This is a genomic window from Aliidongia sp. (assembly GCF_035943795.1).
Lineage (GTDB): Bacteria > Pseudomonadota > Alphaproteobacteria > ATCC43930 > CGMCC-115725 > Aliidongia.
The window spans coordinates 1-10,189 of the sequence record NZ_DASZBY010000149.1 but is presented as its reverse complement, the minus strand read 5'-3'; the positions used below and the strand labels follow the sequence as shown (position 1 = coordinate 10,189).

Below are 10,189 nucleotides of genomic sequence, written 5' to 3'. Positions count from 1 at the left end.
TGCGGACTTATCAGGTTTTGAAAAATTACATTCCTTACAAGCGCCAAGCTTGGGGGCGGCTAAATGCATATCGATCCTTTGAGGAGGTTATAAAGAACTATATTTTGGTGGATTCAAAGATTTCGGACTATGCGGCGAATGGCGCCGAGCCTGCGCTGGATGCCAGCTCTTGAAGGTGCAACTCTAGCCAAGCAGTGACGCTTGAACTGGTGACCCGGTGGGCTGGGTCGCGAGAAGTTGGCCTCACTGTCTTTGCTGGCTGAACTGCGACCGTCTGCTTACGAGCGCGATCGTATGGCATGCTTATGCCCGACTCTGGGTCGTAGCTGCCAGCCCTGACGCGGGTTCTCACCCTAAGCGGTCGACGAACCAGCGGCCCTGCCAAGCATCGCGACGTGATGCGTCTCCGTCGCGTCGTCCGCCGGGAACATGCATTCGATGCGCAGTTCCTGGGCGGCGATGGTCTGCGGGGTTCCGACGGTCGTGACCATCGAAAAATAGTTCAGCACCCTGCCGTCCTTGACGAAACTGAGCGGGATGACCGGCAGCGCACTCGATGCTTGGGGCGCCGTCCACTCGGTTTTCACGTCGGGGTAGGCCAGCAGGGCCGCCTGCAACGCCCGGGTCTTTTCGTCGATGACCCGACCGACGGATTCCCGGAAGACGCGTTCGAACAGGCCCTGCGCCACCTGTTCCCAGTTGGCGACGAACGGGCGCATGCCGTTGGGATCGAATATCAGGTGCAGCATGTTGCGCGGCTTCGGGTGCGCCGCCATGTCGATGAAGCAATTGAAGAAGCGCGGCGTGGACTCGTTGGTCATGAGCACGTTCCAATAGCGGTCCATGACCAGGGCTGGAAACGGTTCATGCTGGCGCAGCATGCGGTCGAGCGCGCGGGTGACGCTGTTCATCTCCAGCGCATCCCACGCGGCGTCCGAATAGATCGGCGCATAGCCGGCGGCGAGCAGCAGGGTGTTGCGATCGCGCAGCGGAACGTCGAGCGCCTGGGCGATGTCCATCAGGATCTGTCGGCCTGGAACGCTGCGCCCGCTCTCGATGAAGCTGATGTGCCGCTGCGACACGCCGATATCGAGCGAGAGGTCGAACTGGCTCCGGCCGCGCCGGTCGCGCCAATGGCGCAGCAGGACACCCAGGTCGCTGGCCGGCAGCTTCGCATTGGGGGTCGATGACTTCATCAGGCTCTGCATCCGCGATGGCGCGCCAATTTACCAGGATCGACGCCGGGAAGCACGGCGGCACCTGGGTCCGGCCGGGACCGGACCCAGGTGCCGTAGCGTGCGTCAGAACCCGGTCGGGCCGACCGATCCGAACCAGCGGGCGACCTTGGTCGGATCCTTGTCGTCCATGTAGAAGAAATGCGTCATTACCGGCTTCACCGTCGCAATGCTGGCATCGTCGAACTTCATCGAGACGAAGCCGCGGAAGATCTTGAGCGATCCGCCGTCCCAATATTCGATGACGTCGTGATGCGTGGTCATCTGCCTGTCGACGAAGTTGCGCAGGTTCTCGCGGATCACCTCGCGCCCCTTCCAATCGGCGACGCCCAGATGGCATTCGGCATCTTCGGCGAAACAGTCGAAGCCCTTGCCCCAGGTCTTGTCGTCGATCTCCTTCCACATGGCCAGCAGCCAATCCGGCGTCGCGGTCTTCGTGAAGGTCGTGCTCATGCTGTTCTCCTTGGTTTTCGGTAAGTCGCCGCCGGGCAAGGCTGCCGCGGCGCGGTGGAACGGCATCGCCGCCAGGACGGCTGCCAGGGCGTCGGCACCGACGAGCAGATCCCGCCGCTCGATGCTGCTTCGATCCATGGGTCCTCCAGTGTTCGCACCGTCTGGACATGGTCAGGCCTTCGTCCCCAGTAGATTTCGGGCCGGGTCATTCCAGATCTGTGACGGTCGCCGACAGTATTGGGCGACTGCGGGAGTGATGATCCGAAGGATCTTTCGCCCACTATGTTCGCCGCGTTTGTCGAGTACGATCGGGATAATAGCGATTGCCGGAGGCAGTTCAATTACCCGCCAGGTAATAACGGCGATATTTGACCGAGTTCAGCCGATGGCACCGCGGATCGCCTGGACGAGGGTGCTTTGCCCCTGACCATGCCGTTCGATCAGCCCGATCGTCCTGATGTCCTCGTCGCGATTGAGCGCGATCAGGCGCAGGCGCGCATCGCGCTGCCAATTGGTGCCCTTCAGCAGCGGCAGCAGGCTCACGCCGACATCCTGGCGCACGAGTTCGACGATGGTCTCGATCGAATTCAGGTCGAGGAACTCCTTGACCTCGATCTTGCGGGCGACCAGGGCCCGGTCGATCAGCAACCCCGTCGGGGTCGCGCGGTCGAAGCGCAGGAACGGCTCGTGCCGCAGCAGGTCCTCCAACGAACGTCCGGCGGCAGCCCGCCCGGCCAGTAGCACCAGGGGCTCGGCATAGAGCGGCGTCCAATCGAGGCGCGCCGGCGTCCGTCCCGGCAATTCCACGGTGATGGCCGCATCCAACCTGCCGTCCACGACTTGCTCGACCAGTTCGCCGGACTTGCCGGTCACGAGACGGACCTCGAGGCGCGGATGATCGCGCTTCAACTCCGCCACGGCCCGGGCCAGGGCACCCATCGCCGACACGACGGCGCCGACCGCGACCTCGCCGACCAGGCCGTCTTCATTCCCGGCGAAGTCGGCGCGCATTTCCTCATAGAGCCCCAGCAGGCGTTCCGCCTGCGGCCTGAGGCGCCGGCCCCAGACGTTCAATGTCAGGCCCCGCCCGCCCCGGTCGAACAGCGGCCAGCCGAACTCCCGCTCCAGGGAGCGCATCTGCAGGCTGACCGCCGCCTGGGTCAGCCCAAGGCGGTCGGCCGCGGCCACGAGCGAGCCGCATTCGGCGACCATCAGAAAACTGCGCAGGAAGCGGAGGCTGGACATGGGGCAAGCTCATGACGAGACGCGAGAGGATCAAGATTTTCTTATAGAACGGACAAGGCGTTTTAAATTGTTTTTGCGTCGCGTCGGCCGATAATCGCCGCTTGGTTTTTCGTGGAGCGCCGCTCATGACGCCGGATTCAGTACCGTTCACCTGGCAGAACCCCTACCCGACCGTGCGCACGCCGGTTCTGGCGCGGAACGTGGTCTCGACCTCGCAGCCGCTCGCGGCCCAGGCGGGCCTGCGCATGCTGTGGAAGGGCGGCAATGCGGTCGATGCGGCGATCGCCGCCGCAGCCACGCTGATGATCGTCGAGCCGGTGTCGAACGGGCTCGGCAGCGACTGTTTCGCGATCCTGTGGGACGGTAAGGAGTTGATCGGCCTCAATTCCTCCGGCGTGGCGCCGGCCGCCTGGAGCCCGGAATATTTCGCCCGCAAGTACGGCGTCGACGGCAACGGCCTGGCGCAGCGGCCGATCCGCGGCTGGGATGCCGTCACGGTGCCGGGCGCCGTCGCCGGCTGGGCCGCCCTGCACGACCGGTTCGGCAAGCTGCCGTTCGCCGACCTGCTGGAGCCGGCGATCGAGATCGCGGAGCGCGGCCATTCGATCGCTCCGATCGTCGCCTATAAATGGGCGGCGGCGATCCCGGCGCTGGAAGACCAGCCCGGCTACGCGGAAGCCTTCATGCCGAACGGGCGCGCGCCCCGCCCCGGCGAGAAATTCACCTTCAAGGCGGCGGCCCGAACCCTGCGCCTGCTGGCCAAGCACGGCGCCAGCACCTATTACGAAGGCGAAATCGCCGAGCAGATCGCCGCCTTCAGCGTGGCCTGCGGCGGGTCGATGACGCTCGACGACCTCCGGAACTACCGGCCCGAGTGGGTCACGCCGATCTCCAAGCGCTACCGCGGCTACGACGTGCACGAGATCCCGCCGAACGGCCAGGGCATCGCGGCGCTGATCGCGCTGGGCATCCTCGACCAGTTCGACCTCGCCGGCATGGCGGTCGACCAGGTCGATTCCCAGCACCTGCAGATCGAGGCGATGAAGCTCGCCTTCGCCGACATCTACCGCTACGTCTCCGACCCGCGCTCGATGGAAGTGACGCCGGCCGAGATGCTCGACGACGGCTACCTCGCCGAGCGGGCCAAGCTGATCGACATGGGCAAGGCGCGCGATCCTGGCTTCGGCATGCCGAAAAGCGGCGGCACGATCTACCTGAGCGCCGCCGACGAGAGCGGCATGATGATTTCGTTCATCCAGTCGAACTACATGGGTTTCGGCTCGGGCATCGTCGTGCCCGGCGCCGGCATCAGCCTGCAGAATCGTGGCGTCGGCTTTTCGATGGATCCGCGCTCGCCCAACGTGGTCGGCGGCGGCAAGCGGCCGTTCCACACCATCATCCCGGCCTTCCTGACCAAGGACGGCGCGCCGGTCATGAGCTTCGGCGTGATGGGCGGCGACATGCAGCCGCAAGGCCACATGCAGACGGTCGTGCGCATGCTGGACTATCAGCAGAACCCCCAGGCCGCGTGCGACGCCCCGCGCTGGAAGGTCAATCGCGACTTCACGCTCGACATCGAATCCACCATGCGGCGCGACACGGTCGAGGGGCTCGAGGCGCGTGGCCATCGCCTGAAATCGATCGACGACCCTTACATGGACTTCGGTTCGGGCCAGTTCATCTGGCGCCTCAGCGACGATCCAGACCATGGCTATGTCGCCGCGAGCGACAGCCGGCGCGACGGCCACGCGGCGGCGTTCTGACCGCTTCCACGTTACCTGTCGGGTAATCGACCCGCTTACCCCTACCGGCTACCAATCCTCCAACGTGATGTGGAGGATTGGTCATGGCGTCAAAGCAAGCTTCGTCCCCGAACCAGATCGACGCGCTGGCGACGCTCGCCCGCCTGGTGTTCGACCAGGACGGCGCGCCGCTGCGCCAGGCCGTGGCCGAAGCGCTGCCGATCCTGGCGATCGTCGTCCGCGCCCTGCTGTCGATCCAGGCGAACCGGGTGCTGGGCCTGTCGGCGATCGAGGCTGTGGCACTCTCGCTCCTGCTGGCACTGGCACCGCCGGCTCTGCCCTGCGTCCTGCGCTGGGCAGCCCGATTTGACAAGCGCGCCACGCGGCCATAGGGTTTCTCCATGATTTTCCTGGCCGCCCTCAAGAGCACTAAAACCCGGACCACTCGCCTTGGCGGTGTGCCGGGTTTCGCCTTGTCCTAGCGGCAGTTCGCGAAACACCAGAAGGCCCCGCCCGGCGACGGACGGGGCCTTTCTGCATCCAGAGCACGATGCGTCTCCGTCCGTCTTTCCCCCTCGAAAGATCGACCCCAAGGAGACCATCATGCACGCCCAAGACCATCGCGCCCTCGGCAACCGGCTCGACCTGTTCCACCAGCAGCAGGAGGGGCCGGGCATGGTGTTCTGGCATCCGCGCGGCGTCGCCTTGTGGCGGGTGATCGAGGACCATATCCGCCGCCGAATGCGCCGGGCCGGCTATCGCGAGGTGCGGACGCCGCAGATCCTCGCCCGCTCCCTGTGGGAGCGCAGCGGCCATTGGGAAAAGTTCGGAGAGGACATGTTCGCGCTCGAGGTCGAGGGCCGCGCGCTGGCGGTGAAGCCGATGAGCTGTCCCTGTCACATCCAGATCTTCAACAAGCGGGTCCGCTCGTTCCGCGACCTGCCGATGCGCTATTTCGAATTCGGCGCGGTTCACCGCAGCGAGCCGTCAGGTGCGCTGCACGGCCTGTTCCGCACGCGCGGCTTCGTCCAGGACGACGCGCATGTGTTCTGCCGCGAAGACCAGGTCGAGGCCGAGGTCCGGCGCTTCTGCCGGATCCAGACGGCGCTCTATGCCGATTTCGGCTTCGACGAGGTCGAGGTCCGGTTCTCGACGCGGCCGGAGGTCCGGGCCGGATCGGACGATGTCTGGGACCGGGCGGAGCGGTCGCTGGAGGCGGCGGCACGCGCGGCCGGGCTCGATCCGATCCTCCAGCCGGGCGAAGGCGCCTTCTACGGCCCGAAGCTCGAGTTCCATCTCAAGGACCGGCTCGGCCGCTCGTGGCAATGCGGCACAGTGCAGCTCGACTTCGTGCTGCCGGACCGACTGGACGCGGCCTACCACGACGAGGCGAACGGGTCGTCCCGTCCCGTCATCCTGCATCACGCGGTGCTGGGCAGCCTGGAACGTTTCATCGGCATCCTGCTGGAACATCATGACGGCCACCTGCCGCCGTGGCTGGCGCCGGAGCAGGTGCTGGTCGCCTCGATCAACAAGGAAGCCGCCCCCTATGCCTGCAAGATCGAACAGGCGCTCGCCGATGCCGGGCTGCGTGTGGCGTTCGACGATGGGCCCGACACGCTGCCGCGCAAGATCGTCGAGGCGCGCGAACGCGGCATTCCGCTCATCGCCGTCATCGGCAAGCGCGAGGCGCGGGAACGCACGGTGGCCCTGCGCCACCGCGACGGCCGACAGGAAATATTGGAACTGGCCCAGGCGGTCGCCCGTATCGCCGAGGCCGCGACGGGACCGGTCGGATGAGCTTGCGCCGCAACCGGGCCTAGAACGTGAGATTGCGGATGATGCGCCAGACCCCATCCGGGCTGCGCTGCCAGACGGTTAGATACGCGCCGGTCCGGGTGCTGCGCGTACCGTCGTGCTCGGCTTCGATCCGGGCATGGCCCCATTCGTAAATCAACGCGCCCTGAGCGGTCAGTCCGTCCTGGACCAGATCGGCATCGACCACGCGCGACTTGGCGAAACCGTCCTGGTAGAGCTTTTCGATGGCTGCTCTTCCGACGACGCTCTCGCCGGTCTTGGTCAGGAAGATCCCATTCTCGGCATAGGGCGCCACCAGCGTCTTGGCATCCTGTTGCTTGATCGCCGGCAGCCATTCGTGGTTCGCCGCCTCGATCGCCGGCCGAGCCTCTTCGATCATCCGCTCGGGCTCGGTCTGGGCCGCACCGGCCGCCGTGGCCCAGACGAGGCCGGATGCTACGCAAGCCAGTTTCAGAAGTCCCGCTTTCCCCGCGCCGTCTCGTGCCATTTCCACCTCCGCCCTGCACCACCTAAATTGATTATGGTGGATATTTGCACGGTCGTCATGACCATTCGACGGCAGCCGCTTGACTATCTATAAACCAGATGATTGACTATCAACTTAATCATTGAGTTTTTGGCTAAGCCCATGTCTCTGCAACTCGCCCATTCCGCCTCAGATGATGAGCAGACGGCGCTGAGCCTGGTTTTCGCCGCCCTGGCCGATCCGGTGCGCCGCGAGATTCTCGGCCGGCTCGACGGGCGGGATCTGCTCGTCTCCGAAGTGGCCGCAAATTTCTCGATCTCGCTCCAGGCCGTGTCGCGCCATCTTCACGTGCTGGTCCGGGCCGGGCTGGTCAGCCAGGAGCGCACCGGCCGCATCAGCCGCTGCCGGCTCGAGGCCGGCCCGATCTACGGGGCCGCGGTCTGGCTCAATCGCTATAGCAAATACTGGCAAGCGCAGTTCGACCTGCTGGCCGCTTCGCTGGAGGATATCGGGCGCGAAAACGCCGAACAGAAGGAAGATGCGGAATGAAGTATCGGGACGCAGCGGCGCTACAGGCCGCCTATCGCTGCCAGATCGCCGAGATCCGCGAGAAGATACGCGTCGCCCGGTCCGCGATCGAGCCCGAGGACGTGCAGGACTATGTGTTCGCCACACCCGAGGGACCGGTCTCTCTCTCGGCCCTGTTCGGGGACAAGGACACGCTGTTCGTCGTGCATAACATGGGCACCGGATGCGCGAACTGCACCATGTGGGCCGACGGCTTCAGCGGCGTCTTTCCCCATCTGCGGGATCGCGCCGCCTTCGTCGTGTCCTCTCCGGACGCGCCGGACCGGCAGCAGCGCTTCGCCGCCGACCGCGGCTGGCGCTTTCCCATGGTCTCGACCCAGGGCACGACCTTTGCCGAGGACATGGGGTATCGGTCGGAAAACGGCCCGCTGCCCGGCCTTTCTGTCTTCAAGCGCCAGTCCGGCAGGATGGTGCGCGTCGCCGACAGTGCCTTCGATCGCGCCGACGATTTCTGCCCGGTCTGGCACCTGTTCGATCTGCTGCCCGAAAGCGATGCGGGCTGGCGACCGAAGAACAGCTACGCGGGATAGGGTCGGGCGACCCGAACCAAGTCAGGGTTTGAGATCGACCGCGGCCCTGAAACTGCCGTCCATGTAGAACGGCGTCGACTGATGCTCGTGGGCGATCTTCCAGGCGCCCGCGACCTTGCGAAAGCCGAACGTCTGGCGAAACCACAGGTCGGCCTTCTGACCGCCCTTCTTGGTACCGGTCATCCGGACGAGACCATAGGCGAAGCCGACGTCCGAGCCGGCACTGACCGTCAATTCGGCAAGCTCGTATCCGATCGGCCCTTCCCAGGTATCGAACCAGGCCTGCAGTGCCGTATCGCCGCTTCCGACCGACAGCAGGGGCGGCGCCAGCGAAAAGTGGACCGGTATCGCCACCTGACACGCGATGACGGCGGCGGAGTCCTTGTCGCGGGTCGCGCGGAACCGATCCGCGATCAGCCGGCGAATCGCGATCTCCTCGGCCTCGTTTGCGGGCTCGTTCGTCATGATGATGCTCCTTGCCTGTTGCCGTCGCCCGGAGGACGAATGGCGAAGAGCGGATCCGACAGTGTGAATAAACTAAAACGAGCGACCGGCGCAGGTCCGCAGCATCTCGATGAACGCCCCGACGGCCGGCGTATCCTGCCGGCGGCCCGGCCGATAGAGATAGAACCCCGGCAACCGCGGCGACCAGTCCTGAAGCACCCGATGCAGCCGCCCCTGCTCGACCGGCGGTCGCCCCTGGAGGTCGAGCAGATAGGCGATGCCCGTGCCGTCGAGCGCCGCCTGCAGCATCAGTCCATGGTCGTTCGTGATGAACGTGCCTTCGACCGCGACGGCGATCGATTTTCCGTCTTTCTCGAATTCCCAGCTGTAGAGCCCGCCCTCGGTCGGCATGCGGTAGTTGATACAATCGTGCCGGCGCAGCTCCTGCGGCGTCGTCGGCACGCCTCGGGTTTCGAGATATTCGGGCGAGGCCACCGCCATCATCTCGAACGACGGGCCGAGCGGCAGCGCAACCATGTCCTTTTCCAGCCGTTCGCCGAGCCGGACGCCCAGGTCGCAGCCGGTCGCGACGATGTCGGCGAAGCCGTCATCGACCAACAGCTCGACAGTGACATCAGGGCAGGCCACCGCGAAGGCGGCGAGCATCGGTGCGATGTAATGGGTGACCACGAGGCGAGGTGCGTTGATCCGCACGATGCCGCGCGGCCGGTCGCGCTGACCCGCCGCCTCTTCGACCGCGCCGTCAAGTTCGTCGAACGCCGCCCCGATCCGGCCGAGCAGCCGCGCGCCCGCCTCGCTCGGCCACAGGCTGCGGGTCGTCCGGTTGAGCAGAGTGACGCCCAGCCGGGCCTCGAGCCGCCGGATGATCTGGCTGAGCGCCGACGGCGAAATGCGCAGTTCGGCCGCCGCGCGCGTGAAGCTGCCGCTGGCGACGACCGTCTGGAACGCCCGCAGCTCGGCATATTGATGACCGCGCATTATCCCTCAATCTCTTCAGAACCTGATAAGATCATAGGCGATTATCTGCAAGGTAGAGAGGGCTTAGCTTCGGGAAACCCCATCTTCGCCGAAGGTCGATTTCATGCGTGTCCTGATCGTTCATGCCCATCCGGAGCCCAAAAGCTTTTGCAGCGCGCTGGCCAGCGAGGCGGTGCGGACGCTGACGGCGGACGGCCACGACGTCGTGCTATCCGATCTCTATGCCATGAAATGGAACCCGCGGTCGGACCAGGGAAATTTTACGGCCCTGCAGGACCCCGGCCATTTCAAGCAGCAGGCGGAAGAGATGCTGGCGTCCGAACACGGCGGCTTCGCGCCCGACGTCGCGGCCGAACTCGACAAGCTGTTGGCCTGCGACGCGCTGATCTTCCAGTTTCCGCTCTGGTGGTTTTCCATGCCGGCGCTGCTCAAGGGCTGGGTCGACCGGGTCTTCGCCCTGGGCGCCATCTACGGCCGCGGCCGCTGGTACGATCGCGGCGTCTTCGCCGGCCGGCGCGCGATGCTGTCGCTGACCACCGGCGGGCGGGAAAGCATGTATGGGCCGGACGGGCTGAACGGCGACCTGACGGCACTGCTCTACCCGATCCATCACGGCATCCTGCGCTTCGTGGGGTTCGACGTGCTGCCGCCGTTCGTGGCATGGGAGCC

At 65.5% G+C, this 10,189-nt stretch carries 12 protein-coding genes; 6 read left to right on the top strand and 6 right to left on the bottom strand.

The window, feature by feature from the left end:
- Nucleotides 1–353 precede the first annotated feature (353 nt).
- From VGV37_RS28905 to VGV37_RS28895, 3 genes are all read right to left on the bottom strand, one after another.
- On the bottom strand, nucleotides 354–1,196 hold the full coding sequence (locus tag VGV37_RS28905) for a helix-turn-helix transcriptional regulator (RefSeq protein WP_326883323.1): 843 nt from the start codon (nucleotides 1,194–1,196) through the stop codon (nucleotides 354–356).
- 105 nt (nucleotides 1,197–1,301) lie between these two features.
- Nucleotides 1,302–1,826: a hypothetical protein gene (locus tag VGV37_RS28900; protein WP_326883322.1), complete on the bottom strand. Its 525-nt coding sequence runs from the start codon at nucleotides 1,824–1,826 to the stop codon at nucleotides 1,302–1,304.
- 240 nt (nucleotides 1,827–2,066) lie between these two features.
- Complete coding sequence (locus VGV37_RS28895) at nucleotides 2,067–2,933, bottom strand: LysR family transcriptional regulator (RefSeq protein ID WP_326883321.1); 867 nt, start codon at nucleotides 2,931–2,933, stop codon at nucleotides 2,067–2,069.
- Nucleotides 2,934–3,058: 125 nt separating this feature from the next.
- On the opposite strand from VGV37_RS28895, the gene VGV37_RS28890 reads away from it, so the two are divergent.
- From VGV37_RS28890 to thrS, 3 genes are all read left to right on the top strand, one after another.
- The gene (locus VGV37_RS28890; protein WP_326883320.1) at nucleotides 3,059–4,696 is read left to right on the top strand and encodes a gamma-glutamyltransferase family protein; all 1,638 of its coding nucleotides are present in this window, start codon (nucleotides 3,059–3,061) and stop codon (nucleotides 4,694–4,696) included.
- An 83-nt stretch (nucleotides 4,697–4,779) separates the two neighbouring features.
- Nucleotides 4,780–5,067, top strand: a complete 288-nt coding sequence (locus tag VGV37_RS28885) for a hypothetical protein (RefSeq protein WP_326883319.1) — start codon at nucleotides 4,780–4,782, stop codon at nucleotides 5,065–5,067.
- 211 nt (nucleotides 5,068–5,278) lie between these two features.
- Nucleotides 5,279–6,475 carry a threonine--tRNA ligase gene (gene thrS / locus VGV37_RS28880; RefSeq protein ID WP_326883318.1) on the top strand — a complete coding sequence of 399 codons (1,197 nt, stop codon included), beginning with the start codon at nucleotides 5,279–5,281 and terminating at the stop codon, nucleotides 6,473–6,475.
- Nucleotides 6,476–6,494: 19 nt separating this feature from the next.
- Here the strand turns inward: thrS and VGV37_RS28875 are convergent, their stop codons facing one another.
- Entirely contained in the window at nucleotides 6,495–6,980 is a 486-nt protein-coding gene (locus VGV37_RS28875) for an SgcJ/EcaC family oxidoreductase (RefSeq protein WP_326883317.1), read from the bottom strand.
- 141 nt (nucleotides 6,981–7,121) lie between these two features.
- Here VGV37_RS28875 and VGV37_RS28870 point away from each other — a divergent pair, with 141 nt between their 5' ends.
- Both VGV37_RS28870 and VGV37_RS28865 read left to right on the top strand, forming a co-directional pair.
- The gene (locus VGV37_RS28870; protein ID WP_326883316.1) at nucleotides 7,122–7,508 is read left to right on the top strand and encodes a metalloregulator ArsR/SmtB family transcription factor; all 387 of its coding nucleotides are present in this window, start codon (nucleotides 7,122–7,124) and stop codon (nucleotides 7,506–7,508) included.
- A complete protein-coding gene (locus VGV37_RS28865; RefSeq protein ID WP_326883315.1) occupies nucleotides 7,505–8,077 on the top strand; it encodes a DUF899 family protein in 573 nt (190 codons plus the stop codon). Before VGV37_RS28870 ends, VGV37_RS28865 begins: the two co-directional genes overlap by 4 nt.
- Nucleotides 8,078–8,098: 21 nt before the next feature.
- On the opposite strand, the gene VGV37_RS28860 is transcribed toward VGV37_RS28865, so the two are convergent.
- Nucleotides 8,099–8,542 carry a YybH family protein gene (locus VGV37_RS28860; RefSeq protein ID WP_326883314.1) on the bottom strand — a complete coding sequence of 148 codons (444 nt, stop codon included), beginning with the start codon at nucleotides 8,540–8,542 and terminating at the stop codon, nucleotides 8,099–8,101.
- Nucleotides 8,543–8,614: 72 nt separating this feature from the next.
- A complete protein-coding gene (locus VGV37_RS28855) occupies nucleotides 8,615–9,520 on the bottom strand; it encodes a LysR family transcriptional regulator (protein ID WP_326883313.1) in 906 nt (301 codons plus the stop codon).
- Nucleotides 9,521–9,623: 103 nt separating this feature from the next.
- Here VGV37_RS28855 and VGV37_RS28850 point away from each other — a divergent pair.
- The coding region (locus VGV37_RS28850) for an NAD(P)H-dependent oxidoreductase (protein WP_326883312.1) at nucleotides 9,624–10,189 on the top strand (566 nt) is incomplete at its 3' end.

What these genes read in the sequence shown, in the direction of transcription:
- VGV37_RS28905 (WP_326883323.1), bottom strand. Translation starts at nt 1,196, where the DNA reads ATGAAGTCATCGACCCCCAATGCGAAGCTGCCGGCCAGCGACCTGGGT.
- VGV37_RS28900 (WP_326883322.1), bottom strand. Translation starts at nt 1,826, where the DNA reads ATGGATCGAAGCAGCATCGAGCGGCGGGATCTGCTCGTCGGTGCCGAC.
- VGV37_RS28895 (WP_326883321.1), bottom strand. Translation starts at nt 2,933, where the DNA reads ATGTCCAGCCTCCGCTTCCTGCGCAGTTTTCTGATGGTCGCCGAATGC.
- VGV37_RS28890 (WP_326883320.1), top strand. Translation starts at nt 3,059, where the DNA reads ATGACGCCGGATTCAGTACCGTTCACCTGGCAGAACCCCTACCCGACC.
- VGV37_RS28885 (WP_326883319.1), top strand. Translation starts at nt 4,780, where the DNA reads ATGGCGTCAAAGCAAGCTTCGTCCCCGAACCAGATCGACGCGCTGGCG.
- thrS (WP_326883318.1), top strand. Translation starts at nt 5,279, where the DNA reads ATGCACGCCCAAGACCATCGCGCCCTCGGCAACCGGCTCGACCTGTTC.
- VGV37_RS28875 (WP_326883317.1), bottom strand. Translation starts at nt 6,980, where the DNA reads ATGGCACGAGACGGCGCGGGGAAAGCGGGACTTCTGAAACTGGCTTGC.
- VGV37_RS28870 (WP_326883316.1), top strand. Translation starts at nt 7,122, where the DNA reads ATGTCTCTGCAACTCGCCCATTCCGCCTCAGATGATGAGCAGACGGCG.
- VGV37_RS28865 (WP_326883315.1), top strand. Translation starts at nt 7,505, where the DNA reads ATGAAGTATCGGGACGCAGCGGCGCTACAGGCCGCCTATCGCTGCCAG.
- VGV37_RS28860 (WP_326883314.1), bottom strand. Translation starts at nt 8,542, where the DNA reads ATGACGAACGAGCCCGCAAACGAGGCCGAGGAGATCGCGATTCGCCGG.
- VGV37_RS28855 (WP_326883313.1), bottom strand. Translation starts at nt 9,520, where the DNA reads ATGCGCGGTCATCAATATGCCGAGCTGCGGGCGTTCCAGACGGTCGTC.